The organism is Bythopirellula sp. (assembly GCF_041737835.1).
Lineage (GTDB): Bacteria > Planctomycetota > Planctomycetia > Pirellulales > Lacipirellulaceae > Bythopirellula.
In genome coordinates this window covers 411,409-431,115 of sequence record NZ_JBGSQY010000040.1, presented here as the reverse complement: position 1 = coordinate 431,115, position 19,707 = coordinate 411,409, and the positions used below count along the sequence as shown (strand labels likewise).

The following is a 19,707-nucleotide window of genomic DNA, read 5'->3' as shown; positions in this document are numbered from 1 at the left end:
GGCAATTACGCAGTCTGGCCTCAATAATTCGGGCGAGACGGTCTGGCTTAGAATTCGCACCGAAATTAAGTTAGAGATTAACAAACTGTGAAGAAACGCAGTTTCTCGGCCGTTCCGCCAACGGCAGGTCAAACGATCTCTCTTGCGAAACAAAGCGAGCCCATGCGGGATTATGCGTTAATCTATATCAACGGTATCCGACGTGAGATTCGCGGCAGTGAGGCGAGACTGTCGCTCTCCGATTTTCTCCGCCGCCGGCTAGCACTTATCGGCACAAAAATCGTCTGCAGCGAAGGGGATTGCGGAGCATGCACGGTGCTGGTCGGCCGACCGACCGAGCAAGGCCTTCGATATCTCGCCGTGGATTCCTGCATTCAGTTTTTGTTCCAACTCGATTGCACGCATATTGTGACAATCGAAGGCGTGGCCAAGTCAGGTGAGTTAAGCAGCATTCAGCAGGCGATGATCGACTGCAATGGTTCGCAGTGCGGGTTTTGCACGCCCGGCTTTGTCATGACCATGACCGGCATGAGCGAAAATGATTGCGGAATGCACACCGAAAGTTTGAAGTATGGGCTGACGGGTAATCTCTGCCGCTGCACGGGTTACACGGCGATTATTGAAGCCGGTTTATCCGTCGGCAACGAACAGCAAGACCGCTTGGCGGAACTCTACCCCCCTGCCCCACTGCTGGCCGATTTTGCGAAACACGAACACGATGATCTTGTGCTCAGCGATGGTCAGCACCGCTCGATTCGTTGTCCCCAACAGCTGGCGATGGCACTTCAATGTTTGGCTGACAATCCTCAAGCGATGATCGTTTCCGGCGCCACCGATATTGGTGTTCGTGTGAATAAAGGTCTGCAACTGCCAGATCAATTGATCGATCTGAATCGCCTGGATGAGCTCGCTCATGTCGAACTTGTTGATGGCAAGTTAGTGATCGGTGCCCGCGCGTCGTGGACTGCCGTCGAAGCTGCTTATCGCGATCTTGTGCCCGAGTTTCATCGTGTGCTTAACGTATTTGGTGCGCCTCAGATTCGTAACGTCGGCACGATGGGTGGAAATCTCATCAACGCTTCGCCGATTGCCGATTCGTTGCCATTTTTGCACGTGATGGAGGCCGAGCTTGAGCTGTCATCCACTACCGGTAAGCGAACGGTGAATATCAACAATTTTTATCAGGGCTATAAAAAGTTCGATCTTCAACCGGGAGAACTGCTGACCAAGATCACCGTGCCCCTACCCGAGGCTACTGATTTGCTCGGACTTTATAAGATTTCGCGGCGCAAAGATTTGGATATCTCTTCGTTTACCGCGGCGATCAAATTGCGAATAGAAGGCAGCAAGATCGCGCAGGCCGCAATCGCTTTTGGTGCTGTCGGCCCAATTGTCCTCCGCGCGCGAGCCACCGAAACATTTCTCGTAGGTCGAGAATTTACTGAGGACACCATGCGTGAAGCCGGTGAAATTGCCGTCGGTGAGGTCACGCCAATCGGCGATGTCCGAGGTTCGGCCGATTACCGCTGGCAACTGACGCGCAACATTTTGGTAAAATTCTTTTTAGAGAATCAACCAGACGCCGTGTTGGTTTAGAGGATCGAAGCTGCCATGCCCCCATCCGTTGGACGATCATTGCCTCATGACGCGGCACCGAGCCATGTCACGGGACGTGCGCTCTTTATCGACGACTTACCCCAAGTCGCGGGGGAGCTGCACGTCGGCTTTGTGGGCAGTCCCATTGCCAGCGGTAAACTACTGAGCGTCGATTATAAACAGGCACTTGCAATTCCCGGGGTGGTTGGTTGCTACACGGCCGCGGATGTGGGTGGGCACAATATTTTTGGACTGATCGTTGCCGACGACCCGTTTTTGGCTGAAGGCGAAGTTTTGTATGTCGGCCAGCCGGTGGTTGTGGTGGCCGCGGAAACTCCCGAGGCACTCGCACAGGCTCGTCGCGCCATAAAAATTGAATGCGAAGCGAAGCCAGCCATTCTTACCATCGAGCAAGCGATTCGCGAAAACCGCTTCCTCGGTCCTATTCGCCGCATCGCGCGAGGCAAAGTTGATGAGAATCTTGCAGCCGCACAGCATCGCTTGTCCGGCACGTTCACTAGCGGCGGCCAGGAACAGTTTTATCTCGAATCACAAGCGGCGGTTGCTTATCCCGGTGAACAGGGACAGATTGTCGTTCACTCCTCGACACAGAATCCCACTGAGATTCAGGCCGTTGTCGCCGAGGTTCTTGGATTGGGGCAACACCAAGTGGTTTGTATCTGTAAACGCATGGGAGGAGCCTTCGGGGGCAAGGAATCTCAAGCATCGATCCCTGCGATTATGGCTGCGCTTGTCGCGCAGAAGACCGGCCGCTCGGCACGAGTCATCTACAACAAAGATGACGACATGTGCGTCACGGGTAAACGGCACGAATATCTCACCCGCTGGGAAGTTGGTTTCAACGACGCGGGCCAAGTGCTGGCCGTGCGGTATGAGTTCTTCTCCAATGGCGGAGCAACCACCGACCTCTCCCCTTCGGTGATGGAACGATCACTCTTACACGCCGATAACTGTTATTATTTTCCAAATGCGGAGTTCACCGGCAAGATTTGCTTTACAAACTTGCCTTCCAATACGGCTTTTCGTGGTTTTGGTGGGCCTCAAGGGATGGCCGTCACAGAGAATGTGCTCGAATCGATCGCCCAATACTTGGGGATGGATTCCCTCGAAGTGCGGCAGGCCAATGTTTATGGCGTGGAAAGTCGTAACGTCACGCCTTATGGGCAAGTCGTCGACAAAAATCATCTTCCCGAGATTTTCACCAAGCTCGCGGAAACATCAGCATACAAAGCTCGTCGGACGGAAATCGAAGAATTCAACTTGAAGTCACGACTTCAAGTTCGCGGCCTGGCCCTCACGGGAATCAAATTTGGCATTTCGTTCACGACGAAGTTCCTTAACCAGGGGAATGCCCTCGTGAATATCTATACCGATGGAACCGTGCAAGTTTCCACGGGTGCCACGGAAATGGGCCAAGGGGTTAACGTCAAAATCAAACAACTCGTCGCCGATGAATTTGCCATCGACCCGAGCTGCGTGATCGTGATGGCGACCAGCACCGAGAAGAACATCAACACGTCGCCAACCGCCGCCTCGGCCAGCACCGATCTCAACGGTGCCGCGGCGGTGATTGCCTGTCAGGAAATCAAAGCACGCTTACGAAACTTCGCCGCCGAACATTTGGCAGATAGCGAATCGGGGTTGGTCGCTTCGCCGGAGCATATTTGCTTTGAAGACGGGCACGTTTACGACGACCGCCAGTCGCGCGTGCGTGTCCCCTTTGGGCAGCTTTGTGATGATGCGCGTCGTGACCGGGTTGATCTGGGGGCACGCGGATTTTTCGCTACACCCGGCATCGACTTCAATCGCGAAACGGGCCGCGGGACGCCTTTTTTCTATTTCACCCAAGGAGCGGCAGTGGCCGAGGTGGTCATCGACCGCTTGACCGGTGAGATGCGTGTGCTGCGGTCGGACCTGCTGATCGACATCGGCGAATCCATTAATCCCGGCATCGATCGCGGTCAAATCATCGGTGGTTATATCCAAGGCATGGGTTGGGTTACGAACGAGTGCCTTGTTTACAACGATCGTGGGGAACTGCTCTCACATTCGCCAACGACGTACAAGATTCCGGCCATTACTGACATTCCAGCTGTGTTCAATCTTGATTTATTTCCCAACGCCGATAACACACACAATGTTGCGAGCAGCAAAGCCGTGGGCGAGCCGCCATTGATGATGGCCTTGGCTGTGTGGGCCGCGGCAAAGAATGCCCTATCTTATATTAATGGCAAAGCCGAAAATGATTTGATGCTGCCGGCCACGGGCGAGGAACTCCTGCGAGTGATGACGACACTCACGTCAAAAACCGAACCCGCGAATGTTGGTTGAGTTGATTCAACTCGCTTTGTGCCAGTTTTATTCCGAAATCTGCAATCCGAATTCCGTAATTCTTCCATGTCTTCCCCTCACGGTTACGTCGAACGTCTCGCCGAACTCGCAGCCAGCGGTACGCCGTTCGTGAGCGTCACCATGGTCGATGCCGTGGGCAGTACCCCGCAGGACACCGGCAGCAAGATGTTGGTGACGGCGGCGGGATTGCATTCGGGGACCGTCGGCGGCGGCAAAGTTGAATTCAAGGCCATTCAGCACGCTCAAAGCATGCTTACACAACCGGTCATTGAAATCGTGCCCCATCAATTGGTCGAATGGAATTTGCAGCGTGACGTCGGCATGACCTGCGGTGGCGTTGTGAAGCTCTTTTTTGAGGCCTACAACCATTGCGATTGGCGGGTCGTGATCTTCGGTGCGGGGCACGTCGCTCACGCCGTTGTGCAATGCCTGGGGCAGCTTGATTGCCAATCCACGTGCATCGATTCCCGTGAGGAGTGGCTTGCCAAAATTCCCGATCGCGAACGGCTCACCAAGATTTGCACGGCGGACCTGCCCGCTCAAGTGGCAGCACTACCGAGCGATGCTTTTGTGCTCTGCATGACCATGGGCCACGCGACGGATCGCCCCGTGCTGGCCGAAATTTTCCGCCAAGGCCGCAGGTTTCCCTATCTGGGTGTGATCGGCAGCAAGGCAAAACGCGGCGTGCTAGTGCGCGAGCTTCGCGCCGAGGGGTTCTCAGCCGAGCAGGCCGAAGCGTTTCATTGCCCGATCGGCTTGCCGCTGGGCACGAATCAGCCGGGCGAGATCGCCGTGAGCGTGGTGGCTCAACTCATTCAAAAACGCGATGCTTGGCGGGATTCACGAGCATAAAAAAATAACGCCCAGGGATGGCAATCCCTGGGCGTTAGTCGTTTTCAAATTTTCAAGCAAGCAAGATTACTTGCGACGAATCAACAAACCACCCAAGCAAACGAAGGCCAAACCAAGTGTAGCTGGTTCGGGGATTTCGGTGCCTTGGACATAGAAGTTGTCCCAGCGATTGTTGCCGCTGCTGCTCGAAGCTCCACTGTAAGTAATACGAAACATCGCATCCGGGTTATTGCGAAGATCAAGCACACTGCTCAGATCGATTGATACGGTCGTAAACGACGATCCAAGTGCTCCTGCGGAACCAGCGTAGGCACCGACGTCAGTCCAGCTTGAACCACCATCGGTCGAGTATTCAAACACTCGGCTATTGTAACCGGTCGAAGTGCCACGTTGTGCCCATGAGACAGTGATGTCATAGAAACCAGTGGTTGGTACGGCGAACACAGACTTGGCACCATTATTTGTCGGGCCAACGAACGAAAAAGAACCACCGGAACCAGCGCCTGCAAGATCATTGACGGTCGAACCAGCAAATGATTGAACTAAGGTGTAAATGCCATTTCCATCGACGGTGCTATCAAAATCAGCAAGAGTGTAACCACCTGCTGCAGGGCCATGATCATTGGCTTGAGGAAAGTCGGCAGCTTCAAAGCCGAAGCCCGTAGGGGCAAGAGGGTTGGCGTTACTGTTTTGATCCCAACCAGCAATGATTGCCGCGTTAGCAATCGAGGCAGTCAGCGCGCAGAGCGCTACCGCGCTAAAGATGAAGGAAAATTTTCGGATACTCATTAGCTCGTCTCCTGTTGAAAGTCGGGGTCACAATTTCGTGAAAAATGCCCAACGCCGCGGCTGCCTGACCCCTGAAATTAAAAACTTAAGCAGACAGCACGACGGCCTCCCTTGTCGCATCTAAGTTCTTCCATCCTATCAGCCCTGACAAGTGTTGTCTGCTGTTTTTTCCGAAGATTTGCTGATTCTTCATCTACTATAGGTAGAAGACGCAAGTAGACCGGAAATGGCTTTAAAACAGCCACATCTTGTCCTCGTAAATCCGTAAGATCATCCATCTCAATCCTAGTATTAACAGCCTGGGATTGAAGCCTTGCGTGGCCGTGCTACGAGGCCGATCGAGCATGCGAAACTGATCAAAAGCAAACCCGTCGGTTCAGGAATCACCACCGAGCCGAAAAGATTCAAAGTCAGATCGCCCAGACCGATAGCTCCCGCCAAATCCTCGTCTGAGAATTCCAGGGTATAAGTAGCGGAAAAACTCCCGATACTCGCAGTCGACATGGTCGCGGTGTAGACGTTGCTCAGACCGGCTTCGAGCGCCGCGACACCCGCAAAGGTCGTCAGATCGGTCATCAAAACCGATGAGTCACCGCTGGCAAAAATGCCGTCGAGTTCCAAGTCGGCCGTAAAACCTAATGTGTTAGCAAGGTTGGCAACATCGAATTGGAAGCTGGGCATCGAACTGCCGACAAAGACTGTTCCCAAATCGATGCTGAGAGTATTGATGTCGCCAGCCAGCGAGAACGAGGGATTCGCGTGATCCAACACGTTCAAAGAAACATTGATGGTGTCGTTGCCGTCGTTCGCACCGCGCCCGGCACCACCTTCGGTCGTGATGTCGAGATTGTTAATGCTTACTGATCCTGAACGCAGACCAGCGGCCACCGTGTTAGTGTTCAAACCAACGGAAAGGTTTTTACTGCTTGTGCCCGAGGTGAGCACGGGAAAAGCGTTGTAGCGACCGCTCACCGAGGAAGTGGCAGTGCCTGAAGCCGTGACTTCATAATAAGTACCGTCGAGACCAGACTTATTCAGCGTTACGTTTTGAGCCGCAGGGACCGCTGCACCCACCAGCACCGATCCCAAATTCAGATCGAGCGTCGAACTGCCATCGCTGCTGGGCGACCCGCCAAGATAGACCTGCGAATCATTCTGTTGATCGACAAAAATCGACCAAACGTACTCAGGGTGATCGACGTAAGGATTGCGGTTTTGTTGGCGATATGCATTGGCAATTGCCGGGCTGTTTTCGCCGGCTAAGCCGTAAATCGCATGATTGCGGCGTCGCTCGAAATCATCCGGCACGTCGCGGAAATGGTAGTTCACCAGCGATGATAAGTCCCCCATTTGAGTGCCAGCTGGGAACGAATCGGTTAAGGATAAGTTGCTGTAACGCGTAGCCATGTAGAACTGTGCGCGGGCGACGTCACCGGCATCGGCATCCCCGGGATAGTAATAGGAACCGACGGCTCCATGATTGCCTGTCGTCGTATCCATGCCGAAGGGATCATTGCTACGTGAAGAGTTGATGCTTGGGTTAGCTGGTCGAAGATTGAATTGATCAGTGGCGATATTTGTCGTGCTATTGCCAGGAGCACTTACGCCCAATCTGGACACAGGCCAAATATGCTCGCGATTGAAGGTCGCGCCGCCGTCCCAGACATTCGAGACCGAGGCTCGGTTATAGATCAAGAGGATGTTCGACAAGTTATTCGGATCCTGATCCGTAATCGCTGCAGAGTAACGGGCATCGCCATAATTGATGCCCGTCATGCTGCTGACAATCGATTGCAATTGGGTCTTAAGGGTTGCACCCGTGCCAGTCGCGGAATTGTAGTACGTAGCGGGGGCATTGTACTGGGCCCGCGCGCACTCCATGGCAATGCAGCATAAGAATGCGACCGTCAACAAACGGCCGAACCAACTTGTCGTCATCTTCATTAGGCTAGCTCCGGTTGAAACTCATGGCACGCGGTTCCCTCTATGTTGGTTGCCAAACGCAAATCTTGCAAGCGTTAAGCCCACAATGGCAAATAAAACCCATGTAATTCCCGCGGGCTCGGGAATTGCCTTGATCGCCACAAGTCCAACCCCGAAACGGGAACGCCAATCGTTCAAATCCTGGCTGCTGTGGGGATTTGGAGAACCGCCACGCTGCCATCTCAAAAAGTCGCGCCCATCGATATCCCCATCGCCGTCGAAATCCCCGGTATTTGAAGGCTCACCTGCCGAAAGAAAACTCCCCGGGCTACCGACATCCCCGCCCAGATGTAAGGGAATACCTCCCTCCCCGCCGGAGACAAGAGTCGCCGCGAACGAGCCCAGCGAATCGTCATCGGTACTCACGGCCCAGTTGGAACCAGTTGCCGCATTCAGACTGAGATTTTTTAAGCTTAATGAGGCTCCTTCCGGTGGGTTCGGGAAACCGCTCGTCTGCATGAAGTTTTGCGTGATTACTGTTGCGCCAAATGAGTTTTTTAACGTAATTGTGTCACCCGTGTTGTTCAGCGTCAGCCGACTCCAATTTGTGACGGGGACCAAGTTAAGCCCCGATCCCCAGGCTCCGGCGAATTCCACTACCGTCACATCGTCGGCATTAAACAAAATGGCGGTCCCTCCCGCGGCAACATTTCCACCCGCGATGTTGGCCGAAGTGACGACCGGATTGGCAACGTCATCGAGCGTGTAGCCTGCCAACGAAATTGCGGATCCACTGTTGTTATAAAGCTCGATCCATTCCCAATCGTCATCGGGGCTGGCCGGGTCGAACATCACTTCCGTCACTTGCAGCCCCGAAACAGTTGATATGCCGGGTGGTTTGATTCCCGGGTTGCCGATATCGTCATCGCTATTGATCGCGCCCGGAATTGAAACAGCGCTGCTCGTCACGGCGCCGTTGATGCCTGAGTTGCTCAAATACCAGTTCGAACCCGCACCATGGCTGCCACTACCCGACCAGGCGATCGATTGCCCATCGGCTTGCGGAAAATTAGCCGATGAAAAATCCAAGCTGAATGCGGCATGGTCAAAACGAGCCGTTTCGTCGTCGGTTTGATCTGCACGCCATTCCGATGCCGTGGCCCAAAAACCAATCGAACGGCCAGGGCTATCTACTGTGTTCGTGAGAGACGGGAGCGAATCCGCGCCGATGAGTTTCACCGCAGGCGCCAGGCCCCAAGCTTGCCGAAAATAGGCATCGTTAAAATTGACCGAGTTGTCGTCCGAAAATTCACCATCGTAGATAACCGCCGTTTCTCCCGGATTGATAATCGTGTCGGGATCGAGCGTGGCGCTGATTGTGGGTGAAGGGGTCGCCACATCGGGGTCCCCTAACCGGCGAGCAAGCATGCCGTTGAGATTCACCGCCTGGCTGCCGAAGTTGCGAACTTCAATCCATTCCCAAACGCTGTCGTCAATGGGGTTGTACATCACCTCGGTGATGCGAAGCTGGGCAAAGGCTTCATGCGTAAAGAGAACGCTAAATGCAGCAAAAGCGAAAGTGGCAAAACCCTGAAGAGTGATAGGTCGAAACCTGGAAGTCACTAGCCACCTCCCGATCATGGATGAAAAACTCTACGGCTAAAAACCTCCCCAATAATAATGGCGGGTCGTGGGCGTCACAACAAAATTTTCCCGTCGTTCTAAGTCCTAAAGAGCCAAGGACAAACGACGACGCAAGCTTCCCGAGAGGCCCGCCAAAACGAGCAGGCACAGCACGCTGCTTGGCTCTGGAACGGCAACGGACGCAACAACGGGTGGGGCATTATATTCCCCCTGCCACAATTCCAGATCGCTGCTGCTGAAAGGATCGAAGGATTCGCCCCGCTGCCAGGCAAGAAAATCACGGCCATCGATGTCGCCGTCGCCATCGAAATCGCCCGTTTCCACGGCGGCTGCTTCGACGATGCCCGACAAGGTGAGCGTCATCGCCCCCAGGCCAGCTGCACCAGGCAAATCCTCGTCCGAGAAATTCAAGGTGTAACTCGCGCTGAAAGTTCCTTCCGCCGAGGTGTCGATCGAGGCTAAGAACGAATTCGTGCTTCCCGCATCGAGTGAACTGAATGCCGTGAGGCTCGTCGTCAGTGCCGAGACATCACCAGCGGAAACAATCGAATCTAAATCCAGTCCCGCGGTGAAACCAGCGGTCTCGATGAGATTGCCAATCTCAAACTCAAAGGCAGGCACCACGCTGCCCATTGTGACCGTGCCAAAGTCGAGATTCAAAGAGTTTTCATCGTTCGCCAGCGTAAACGAAGGATTCGCATGCGACAGCACGTTGAGCGACACATCAATCGTGTCATTCCCATCGTTATTGCCCCGCCCGGCGCCGCCGTCGGTCGTGATATCCAAATTGTTGATCGTGACCGCCCCCGACCTTAGTCCCGCGGTTGCCGTGTTAGTGTTGAGGCCAACCGTCAACGCACGGGTATCAGTTCCCGAGGTCAAAACTTGGAAGGCGTTGTACCGTCCTGAGATCGAAGAAGTTGCCGCGCCGCTGGTGGTCACTTCAAAATAGGTGCCATCCAAACCGTTCTTACTGAGCGAAACATTCTGCGCGGCGGGGACGGCGGCACCGACCAGCACGCTTCCCAAATTCAAACTGTGCGTTGAACTTCCATCGGCACTGGGCGCTCCGCCAACGTACAGTTGCGAATCATTCTGCTGATCGACAAACACCGACCATACAAATTCCGGGTGATCGACATACGGATTGCGATTCTGCTGCCGGTAGGGATTCGTAATCGCTGGCGAGCCAGATGCTCCTGCCAGTCCATAAATCGTATGATTGCGTCGCTGCTCGAACGTGTCGGGCACGTCGCGATAATGAAAATTAACAAGCGCCGAAAGATCCCCCATTTGCAGACCGCTCGGGCTAGTATCCACCAACGAAAGCTGACTGTACCGCGTGGCCATGTAAAATTGTGCTCGGGCTACGTCTCCCGCATCTGCATCGCCCGGATACCACTGTGATCCACGATAGCCGTATTCGCCCGTTGCGGTGTCGTTGCCAAATGGGGAATTGCCACGATTCGAATTGATTGCGACGTTAGCAGGACGCAAATTGAATTGATCCGACGCGATGTTGGCCGTGCCGTTGCTGGCACTTGCACCCAGTCGCGACTCAGGCCAAATGTGTTCTCGGTTCCACGGAAGCGTGGTGCTATTCCAAGTCCCATCGATCGAAGCCCGATTGTAAATCAACAAGATATTCCCAGAGATATTCGGATCGGCGTCGGTATAGGGTGCTGAAAATCGGGCATCGCCGTAGTTGACCCCGGTCATGGTGGTGACGATCGTGCGCAGCTGGGTTTTGAGCGTCGCGCCCGCCCCTGTAGCGGAGTTGTAGTAAGTCGTCGGCGCTTCGTACTGGGCGAAAGTCGCTTGCCGGCTCAGCGCGATCAGAAACACCACGATACACACCAGTCGCACAAAAACTCTTCTCGTCATCGCACCAACCTTACTGTTCTGTAAGCAAAAATCAGTATGCAGAAACGGCCATGCCCACTTTCGCGGGCATGGCCGTTTGATTACATGATATTTAGACAATTTGGGTTCACAACTGGAACCAAAATTTATGTTAGCAAATAAGTATCACCTTAAACTGAGAAAATCAGGGGACAAAAGGGCGGATTCGAGGATTGACGCGCCGCGCTTGGCCCATGGCTGTAGTCGCACCAGCACGATCTCCCGATTTCCCGAGTACGAATGACTTAGCAATATAAAACTGACCAGGATTTTCAATAAACGGCTGTTTTTCGACTTCAGCAAGTACCACAACACCAGTATTGGCTTCGCCTGTCATCGCTTGGCTAAGCGCCAGTTTCACCAATGCTTCTTCTTGCAAATCGCTACGAAGCGTTTTCGCGTTAGTGGCTTCCAAGAGCTTATCTTTAGCAAGGGAGTAATTCTTCTTGCCAAAAAGATCGAGCCCTTCACCATAGGCCGCAGCAGGGGAACTTACGTCTCCCGTGTTTTGTGGTGGCGAGTTGCTACAGCCACACAACACCAAAATGACCAACTGCCACAAGGTAATATCAAGCTTGCTATTTCGCATCATGCGTTAAAAGTCACTGTCCGATGTTTCTTGACCATCCCGCGAACCGATGGCTCTCCATACTCGCAAATCGACATCGTCATTGACAAGCGCCGTATGACCATCTCCGAAGCCGACCACGACGGTACCTGCATGATTGCTACGTGCCGATATGATCGCATGCTCGAAAGCCATATCGGGAACAAAACTGTTCTGGCCGCAATCAAATCCCTTCCAATTCGGAGGGGCGACATGGTTGTATTGGCTCGCATCGTAGCCCGCAAAGGGCCAACCGTTCGACCATTGGGTATTGGGGTCGAGACGACCACCCATCGCCAAAACACTCCCACTGAACGAGCTTGAATTTTCGCAGAAGGCCATCAACTCATCAGGAGACATATTCCCATCATTCCCTCGTCCTGCACCGTAAATATTACGATGCTCTGATCGTAGCGAATCGTCTCCACTGCCTCCCAATCGTTCAGAGAAAAAAGCAGTCTTAGACAGTCCGTCCGTATAGGCCTTACCTCCCAGCCCTTTGTCGCCGTAGGTAAACGCTCCATTGCCGCCACCTGGATAAGTTCTTCCGTCGGCATCAGCCTTCGTAGAGAGAGTCGATGGATCCATGTTGACATCACTTTGGAAGAAGCCACCATATTGCGAGGACCCACCAAAATTGGATCGGTAGCTATTTTCAGAAACAATAGCCTCGAAGATCCCATCACTGGGGCAGAGAAAGATTCCACTGGCAGTTCGATAAGCTTCTCGGTGAGGGTTGGCAGCAGTGAGCTGTTTAAATTGTCCTTGGCTAATATCGATCATGTTGTAGATATTCTGCTGCTCCATGTAGGGAAGCAGCCAAATATGTACAGAAAAATTGCCAAAGATTGTGTTAGGATTCGCGTCGTTGGAATAACTCGAACCCTGGTTGGACATGTCTTGGTCAGCACCGCCACTCCGGAATAAGAAATCGGGTTTGATACGGCCAGGAGGGAAGACGCCGTTGGCACTCTCATAGTTGGCCGCTGCCAGGGCCATTTGTTTGACGTTATTCACACACTGGGTGCGGCGAGCAGCTTCGCGGGCGGCCTGAATGGCTGGCAAGAGCAAGGCGACCAAGACGCCAATGATGGCGATGACCACCAAAAGTTCGACTAAGGTGAAGCCAGATAAAAGGTTTCGTTTCCGCATGGGTTGGTTCCAGTGTGTCTAACAGATAACTCACCACGACCGCTGTCGCAGCTACTATGGCCTCCGCCCAAAACCATTTTTACCACGAATTTCACAAAGTGAAAGCAGAATTAAGCCGGTCTTAAACTATATTCCGCAAGAACTTATGCTCCTGTGCTGCTCAGGAAAGATGAAGCCTTGGTGTAATTTATAGGGAGGCAGAAAGCAAAAACATTGCGGCTACTCCCTAGTTCTTCAGAAAATATTAACAATTATCTTATACAATTCGTGCATACCATAATATACTACTGCTTAAACGATGCCTTTTCATCGTTTTCCCGCCTTTAGCATTTTTGTATCTCTCAGCTGTGCGCGCTTATCCCTGCGGAGCACGGATGCACCTATTGTTGATCGACCAATCCAATAAGATTTTCGTTCAGAATTCTCGAGGAGACCAAAGCACATGAAACGACCCCTAAGTTTAGCAACCCTGACATTCTTGTTGACCTGCATCGCAGCAGTGTCAGCAAATGCTCAATCCCGCTTTCTCGTCTTATTAAATGAGAACCAAAACGCCAGCGATTCTCGGCGTTCTGTCACCTATTTTGATGCCGACGATTTCGATTCCGGTCCGCTCTTCAGTGTTTTCTTAGGTTTTGATTTTCCAGGCAATTTTGAAGATCCGGACACTCTTGCTGTGGATCCTGCGACGGGTGACGTATACGTGACGGCATTTGATAGTGGCGATGTCGGCACGGGCACAACTGACACCAATGGCGTCATAGATATTTATAAGATCCCCTTCAATACAGTTTTCACACATTGGCAAACAAACTTCCAAGGAAAGAATGTTCGTACACTTAGCGGTCCATTAGCAGTTGGTGGTTCAGCACCGACTGTTGATGATTCTGGTATTGGTGGTGGCGGTGGAGCTCCGTATGCTAATGGCTCCAATCTTGACTACGTCACTTACGGCCGTCTCAATGATATCGGTAACCCAGCGCCAAGTACAATTTTTTCGCCATTTCATGCTAATACATTCGGCTTGGCAGGTTCTATTGAAAAGATCGGCGAAGTAAAGCGCAACAATGGTGGAAACTTTTATGAGTTTTCTCTCGACTTCGTAGATGAAGATACACTTTTCTTTATGGACGAATCGATTGCGACTACCGCAACGGATACTGCAGTAACCGATCACACCTACCGGTTGTTGAATCGTGTCTCCACCAGTCCCGGTCTGGCAAGTAATTACACGGGTAATGACTACTACGATGGCGGATATAATCTAGGAACTACGGAATCCTGGGAATCAACTCGCCTCGGTCTCGTTAACTCCGACTTTGCCGCTGGTCTGCCAATTGGGCACAGTGAGCCTGAATCCTCGGCCTACTACACCAACGGCACGGTGCGTGGTGTTTGGGTTACCGAAAGCGACTCCACACCCACGACCGGTGGCGACGACATTATGTTCCTTGACCTGAACGCCAGCACACCCAGCAATCATACGGCGGGCGACTTGGGTCTTGCTGTTTATCGTCCTATTTCCGGCTTTGGTGCCAGTTCATTTGCTCTTGATAATGATCCATCAGTCAGCACTTCCTCCAATGATGGCCGTGCCGATAACATTTTCGTCGATTCCAACGGCGATTTGATCATTGTCGAATCCGGATTCGGCGATTCCGCGATTCCTGCGATCGGCGTAGAGCAGCAGCCGGGCGTCTTCCGTATTCCCATCGATACTTACGATAATGGCAGCGGCGAAATCGTATTAGGCACACCTGGCCCCAAATTTTTGTTGGATGGCGATGCTGGATTCCAGCGATCCACCGGTGACAATTCTTTTCTAGAACGTGGAATCTGGAGCACGTTTGATCCAATTACTAACAATGTCTATATCGTCAACCCTGGCTCCACCGAAGTTAGTAGTGGCGGTGGAGATGTCGATGAAGATCCTCAGTTTGGCATGGATATTTGGTCCATTAACGTCGACACAGGCGTCGTCCAATCGTTTCTTGATCTCGACGAAAGCGTCACCATGTTTCTAACAGCTGCCTTCGGCGATTCTGTCGATTTCTTCACCATCTCCGAAGGGGTGGAAGGCGATTTCGATGGCGATGGCGATGTTGATGGCCGTGATTTTCTGGCTTGGCAGCGGGGGGCATCTCCCTCGCCCTTTAGCCCGGCTGATCTCGCCACTTGGCAAACCGCTTACAATGGCGGCCTGTTGTCGGCTGTTAGCTCCGTTCCCGAGCCATCCTCGGTTTTCCTGATTGCCATGGCTTTGGGCCTCGTGCCTTGCAGCCGTCGCGTGCGTGTTTGAAATTTATTTTCAAGCAAAACTCAGTAGAATTGATGCCGACCTTGCAAACTGCAAGGTCGGCATTTTTTTTGAAATGGACATTCTATGAAAATGGGAATTTTAAACGCGATCGTGAGCTTGGAATGCATGATTGGAGTCTTATGCTTCTCCGCCGTGCAAGGCGCTTGGGGCCAGGAATCTGAGCAAAAATTCGTCCGATTCGCAACTTTCAATGCTTCGCTTTACGGACAACGTGCCGACGAGGTCGCCCAGAGATTGGCGGCAGGCGACGACACCCAAGCTCGAACCGAGGCCGAGATCATCCAGCGGGTTCGCCCCGACGTATTGCTTCTCAATGAAGTCGATTTCGATGAGGCTGGAAAGCTGATCGAAACGTTTCAAAAGAAATATCTTGCGGTCGGACAGAATTTTTCGCAGTCTCCCGATGGTCCGGCTGAGCCCATCGAATACAGCTATCGCTACTTTGCGCCATGCAACACCGGCGTTGCCTCGGGACACGACTTGGATCGCAATGGCCAAGTCAGGACTGAGGCTGGCTCGGTGGAATACGGCGGCGACTGCTGGGGCTTCGGCCAATATCCGGGTCAATACGGCATGGTGGTTTTGTCGAAGTATCCGATTCAGACCGATGACATTCGCACGTTCCAGAATTTTCGTTGGCAAGATATGCCCGGCGCGCTGCTACCGGATGACTTGGAAACCCGTGAAGCCCAAGATTGGTACAATCCGGAGACGTTGCGCCAATTCCCGCTTTCCTCAAAAAGTCATTGGGACCTGCCAATAGCTATCGGCGAGCGAACGATACACATACTGGTGAGTCATCCAACGCCACCCACCTTTGATGGCCCAGAGGATCGCAATGGCTGTCGCAACCACGATGAGATTCGTTTTTGGGCCGACTACATCGGGGACGACTCCATCGGGAAAAGTGCTGCAGGCTACATCTATGACGATGCTGGGCAAAATGGCGGCATTAAGTCGGATGCGAGCTTTGTCATTATGGGGGATCTCAATGGTGATCCGAATGATGGGCAAGGTACGGCTGGGATTTCTAAATTATTGGCTTCCCCCGCGCTGGCTTCCGGCCCGCCACCGGAGAGTCAGGGTGCCGTAGAACAGGCAAAGCTGCAGGGTGGCGTTAATGCTTCCCATGTTGGTGATCCGCGGCACGATACCTTGGATGCTGCGGACAAGGAGGGACCAGGAAACCTGAGGCTTGACTACGTTTTGCCTTCAAAAGATTTAAAAGTAGTTGCTTCCGGTGTCTTTTGGCCGCAAAATACAGACACGACGTTCAAGCTCGTAGGGGAGTTCCCTTTTCCCAGTTCCGATCACCGGTTGGTCTGGGTAGATTTCGATCTGCAAAACGACTGATCCAATTCTCCCTTTGAAAACAAGTGGTGAATCAATTGGTAGATAGTAAGCAAATAGCAAGAGGGATTATCGTGGGGAAAAAACTAGGCCTATTAAGCCTGCCAGTGATTGCGCTTTTGGCTATTGTGGCAGTGGCTGCCGGCTGGATCACATACGTTGCCTCGACTTGGGAAAAGCAAGCCCAAGAGCAATACGTCAACCGCACGATGAGCAATTTCTTTGCAAGTCTGAGTCCTACCGTCGTGTTGGACCCCGTCTACAAAGACTCGAACAACGACCTCCTTGCTGATGCCCCCGAGAATGCGGCCTTGCAAGCCAAGCCAACCGAACTGGTCTTTTCGTTCATCACGTCCGAAGACTCCACCAACGAGCCCGCGCAATGGCAGGAAGTCATGGATGCCATCAAAGAGAAGACCGGCATCCCTGTGACATATCTCCGTCTCACCGATGCCCGCGAGCAAAACGAAGCGCTCCGCAATGGTCGGCTGCACATCACCGCCCTCAGCACCGGTGAAGTCCCGGTGGCTGTGAACACGGCCGGGTTTATTCCCGTATGCATGTTCGGCAAGGAAGATGGCTCGAGCGGTTACAAGATGGAGTTCGTCGTCAAAGCCGACAGCCCGATTAAGAAGCTCAGTGATTTGCGCGGCAAGAAGATCGCTTTCACCCGTCCACGTTCGAATTCCGGCTGCAAAGCGGCGGCGATGCTGCTCATGAGCGAAGAGTTCAAGCTCGAACCCGAACGCGACTACGAATGGCGTTACACCTACGGCCACGCGGGCTCGATCGATGCGGTCCTCAAGGAAGATGTCGACGCTGCTCCCATCGCCAGCGACGTGCTCGCCCGCATGATCGCCAAGGGCGACGTCAAAAAAGAAGACATCCGCACGATCTACGAATCGGAGCAATTTCCTCCCGCGGCGTTCGGGTTTGCCTATAACTTGACCCCGGAAATCCAAGAAGCGATCAAGACCGCCCTGCTGGAATTCAAGTGGGACGGTACGAAGGTCGCCAAGGAATTTGGTGCCGATGGCACGAGCAAGTTTGTGCCCATCACCTACAAAGACGATTGGGCCAACATCCGCCGCGTCGACATGGCCGCCGCCAACGCCCGCAACACACTGGCCGCCAATTAAGCTTCGGCCAACAACCGCGTATTCACCGCGTGAATGCGCCCCGCCGCGCTGATGCCACGCAGCAGCGTTGCCAAGGCGTGATAGCGTCCCATGTCGACCACATGCGGCGATTTCGGGTGCGTTGATTCCACACTGCCGTTGGAGTTTATTGTTAGCGTGACCGTGCCGTCTGAAAAAAGATACCCATCAGCGGTTTCGGCAATACTCAACGGCATCCCGGCAATCCGTGCCTCCAGCTTCAGCGATCCCGACATGCCCGACAAAAAGAACCCGTCATGAGGTACGCCCGCCTCAAACGCCTCGCGGCTGCCGAAGAAGCTGGGCTTCATTAAATACGGCCCGTCGTACTCCGGGCAAAACGTGTCGCAGTTGCCGCAGTGATTGCAGTAGTCGGCGAAGTTGGCAATCTGCTCGGTCTTCTCCACGCGAAACGGCTTGGGTTCGCCGATTTCAACAACTCTGCCATCGGGCTGTACTTCCACGTCGTGGTACAGGATATCCACCGCTGCGACGGGATACGCAAAGTTGGCATCGTTGGGGCAAACGGGAATGCATTTGTCACAGGTGATGCAATCGAACGTCGTGAGATGCGAATTAATTTTCTTCGGCACGGCCCGATTCTGCGCGGCGTAGTAGCGAGTGTCGCTTTGGATTTCCTCGACGATGATCGCATTGTTGAGAAAGCCGGCACGAACAGGATCGCCAGCCGCCGCCACGCGCTGTCCTCGGCAATCGAGCAAGTAATCATCAATCGTCTTCGCGCCGACGGCATTCATCGCTTTGCCGAGTTCATCAAAATACGGCGGCAGCCGCCCGTACCCACCCGTTTTCAAGAGGTCCGTGCAGGTCGTCACCGGCACACAGCCACAGGCGACGGTCGAAGCGACGTTCTTGCGGTCGATCCCCGCCGAGAAGGAAATCGGCATCGCCGCGCCAATGTGCTGGCGGAACTCATTGGCCAGCGTCAGCGTGATCACATGCAAAGGCAATCCCGAGAGATACATCACCTTTTCGCTGGGCGAAAACACGTCGCGATGGTTCGTGACTTCGAGCGTATTGGAGAACTTCGCCCCCAACCCCAGTCCCCGCGAAGCAGCCAGTTGGCTCAATCGCTCGCACATCGCGATCGACTGATCGAACAACAGCCCGCTGGTGTAGGCGTGAGGATTCACGGTAAGTTCCGTGTAGCCCATCACGTCGTAGAGCAAATGTTCAAGCCGCTCCTTGCCCAGCATCGGCGGATTCATTTTCACGATCACGTCGACGCCGATTTCCGTGAGCAAGAATTCGCAGATGCGCTCAATCTCATCCGCCGGGCAACCGTGGAAGGTTGACAGCGTAATGCTGCGGCTGAGCTTCGTGGGATAATCAAGCTCGCGGAAGGCTCGCAAACGATGCGGCAGTTGATCGCGAAGTCGTTCGACGCTTTCTGTCGCGTCCATCATGCCGCGAATAAAGCCCACGACTTTTTCGGTTTGGATCCCCGCGAGGTCATAGCCCACGGACAAATCAAACACCGTTTCACCACTAGTTCCCGCCATATCGGTTTCACCGAACGGACTGCCAAACTCCTGCGGCGCATGCCGAAGCATGTGAATCAACATGGCCCCTTGCACGTATTGGTCGAGTGATTCATGCACCTTGAGTTCTTGCGACCACTCGATGTTGTAACCAACATTGGCGGCATCGATGCAGGGCCGCGAGATTTGCAGTGCATCGTTCACTTGCACCGTTTTAAGCTCAAGGATCCTCGAACCCGCGAGCCAGGACAGCACGAGATTTTGTGCCATTTGGGTTTGTGGGCCAGAAGCGGGGCCGACGGGATTCCCCGCGGTTTGCCCGTGAAACTTCACCGACAAATCGAGCGGATCTTCCGGTGCCGGCACATACCACTTGCGGCGTGGCAGATCGAACATGGCCTGCTGCTGCGCGAACTCCAGACGCATGCGATCCACAAGTTCGACAAAGGGAGTGCAAAACAGATCGACCATATCACGTCGCTCGCTGGGTACTAGGTGATTTCCGCAACCAATTGTTCTGCCTCTCCTTATGATTCTAGC

The 19,707-nt window shown here is 53.4% G+C and carries 13 protein-coding genes; 6 read left to right on the top strand and 7 right to left on the bottom strand.

Going from position 1 to position 19,707, the window contains the following annotated elements:
- The first annotated feature begins 87 nt into the window (after positions 1-87).
- From AC6T8Q_RS13390 to xdhC, 3 genes are all read left to right on the top strand, one after another.
- Positions 88-1,596: a xanthine dehydrogenase small subunit gene (locus AC6T8Q_RS13390; protein WP_500679551.1), complete on the top strand. Its 1,509-nt coding sequence runs from the start codon at positions 88-90 to the stop codon at positions 1,594-1,596.
- Between the two features lie 15 nt (positions 1,597-1,611).
- Positions 1,612-3,948: a xanthine dehydrogenase molybdopterin binding subunit gene (gene xdhB / locus AC6T8Q_RS13385; protein WP_500679550.1), complete on the top strand. Its 2,337-nt coding sequence runs from the start codon at positions 1,612-1,614 to the stop codon at positions 3,946-3,948.
- Positions 3,949-4,014: 66 nt separating this feature from the next.
- Positions 4,015-4,821, top strand: coding sequence for a xanthine dehydrogenase accessory protein XdhC (gene xdhC / locus AC6T8Q_RS13380; RefSeq protein ID WP_500679549.1), 807 nt, complete (start codon positions 4,015-4,017; stop codon positions 4,819-4,821).
- Positions 4,822-4,887: 66 nt separating this feature from the next.
- Here the strand turns inward: xdhC and AC6T8Q_RS13375 are convergent, their stop codons facing one another.
- The 6 genes from AC6T8Q_RS13375 to AC6T8Q_RS13350 form a co-directional block, all read right to left on the bottom strand.
- Positions 4,888-5,610, bottom strand: a complete 723-nt coding sequence (locus AC6T8Q_RS13375) for a hypothetical protein (RefSeq protein WP_500679548.1) — start codon at positions 5,608-5,610, stop codon at positions 4,888-4,890.
- A 291-nt stretch (positions 5,611-5,901) separates the two neighbouring features.
- The gene (locus AC6T8Q_RS13370; protein WP_500679547.1) at positions 5,902-7,554 is read right to left on the bottom strand and encodes an endonuclease; all 1,653 of its coding nucleotides are present in this window, start codon (positions 7,552-7,554) and stop codon (positions 5,902-5,904) included.
- Between the two features lie 21 nt (positions 7,555-7,575).
- On the bottom strand, positions 7,576-9,156 hold the full coding sequence (locus tag AC6T8Q_RS13365) for a lamin tail domain-containing protein (protein ID WP_500679546.1): 1,581 nt from the start codon (positions 9,154-9,156) through the stop codon (positions 7,576-7,578).
- 105 nt (positions 9,157-9,261) lie between these two features.
- Positions 9,262-11,061, bottom strand: a complete 1,800-nt coding sequence (locus AC6T8Q_RS13360; protein ID WP_500679545.1) for an endonuclease — start codon at positions 11,059-11,061, stop codon at positions 9,262-9,264.
- Between the two features lie 163 nt (positions 11,062-11,224).
- Positions 11,225-11,671, bottom strand: coding sequence for a hypothetical protein (locus AC6T8Q_RS13355; protein ID WP_500679544.1), 447 nt, complete (start codon positions 11,669-11,671; stop codon positions 11,225-11,227).
- Between the two features lie 3 nt (positions 11,672-11,674).
- Positions 11,675-12,838: a DUF1559 family PulG-like putative transporter gene (locus tag AC6T8Q_RS13350; protein ID WP_500679543.1), complete on the bottom strand. Its 1,164-nt coding sequence runs from the start codon at positions 12,836-12,838 to the stop codon at positions 11,675-11,677.
- A gap of 478 nt (positions 12,839-13,316) precedes the next feature.
- Here AC6T8Q_RS13350 and AC6T8Q_RS13345 point away from each other — a divergent pair, with 478 nt between their 5' ends.
- The 3 genes from AC6T8Q_RS13345 (at position 13,317) to phnD (ending at position 17,647) form a co-directional block, all read left to right on the top strand.
- Positions 13,317-15,137 (top strand): hypothetical protein, encoded by a 1,821-nt coding sequence (locus AC6T8Q_RS13345; RefSeq protein WP_500679542.1) that lies wholly within the window; start codon positions 13,317-13,319, stop codon positions 15,135-15,137.
- Between the two features lie 84 nt (positions 15,138-15,221).
- A complete protein-coding gene (locus tag AC6T8Q_RS13340; protein ID WP_500679541.1) occupies positions 15,222-16,511 on the top strand; it encodes an endonuclease/exonuclease/phosphatase family protein in 1,290 nt (429 codons plus the stop codon).
- 71 nt (positions 16,512-16,582) lie between these two features.
- Entirely contained in the window at positions 16,583-17,647 is a 1,065-nt protein-coding gene (gene phnD, locus AC6T8Q_RS13335) for a phosphate/phosphite/phosphonate ABC transporter substrate-binding protein (protein WP_500679540.1), read from the top strand.
- Here the strand turns inward: phnD and AC6T8Q_RS13330 are convergent.
- Complete coding sequence (locus tag AC6T8Q_RS13330; RefSeq protein ID WP_500679539.1) at positions 17,644-19,638, bottom strand: hypothetical protein; 1,995 nt, start codon at positions 19,636-19,638, stop codon at positions 17,644-17,646. The two genes, phnD and AC6T8Q_RS13330, sit on opposite strands and share 4 nt — an antisense overlap.
- Between the last annotated feature and the right edge of the window lie 69 nt (positions 19,639-19,707).

Excerpts from the sequence above, each read along its gene's own strand:
- AC6T8Q_RS13330 (WP_500679539.1), bottom strand. The coding sequence starts at position 19,638 with ATGGTCGATCTGTTTTGCACTCCCTTTGTCGAACTTGTGGATCGCATG.
- xdhB (WP_500679550.1), top strand. The coding sequence starts at position 1,612 with ATGCCCCCATCCGTTGGACGATCATTGCCTCATGACGCGGCACCGAGC.
- AC6T8Q_RS13355 (WP_500679544.1), bottom strand. The coding sequence starts at position 11,671 with ATGATGCGAAATAGCAAGCTTGATATTACCTTGTGGCAGTTGGTCATT.
- AC6T8Q_RS13370 (WP_500679547.1), bottom strand. The coding sequence starts at position 7,554 with ATGAAGATGACGACAAGTTGGTTCGGCCGTTTGTTGACGGTCGCATTC.
- AC6T8Q_RS13360 (WP_500679545.1), bottom strand. The coding sequence starts at position 11,061 with ATGACGAGAAGAGTTTTTGTGCGACTGGTGTGTATCGTGGTGTTTCTG.
- AC6T8Q_RS13350 (WP_500679543.1), bottom strand. The coding sequence starts at position 12,838 with ATGCGGAAACGAAACCTTTTATCTGGCTTCACCTTAGTCGAACTTTTG.
- AC6T8Q_RS13340 (WP_500679541.1), top strand. The coding sequence starts at position 15,222 with ATGAAAATGGGAATTTTAAACGCGATCGTGAGCTTGGAATGCATGATT.
- AC6T8Q_RS13375 (WP_500679548.1), bottom strand. The coding sequence starts at position 5,610 with ATGAGTATCCGAAAATTTTCCTTCATCTTTAGCGCGGTAGCGCTCTGC.
- xdhC (WP_500679549.1), top strand. The coding sequence starts at position 4,015 with ATGTCTTCCCCTCACGGTTACGTCGAACGTCTCGCCGAACTCGCAGCC.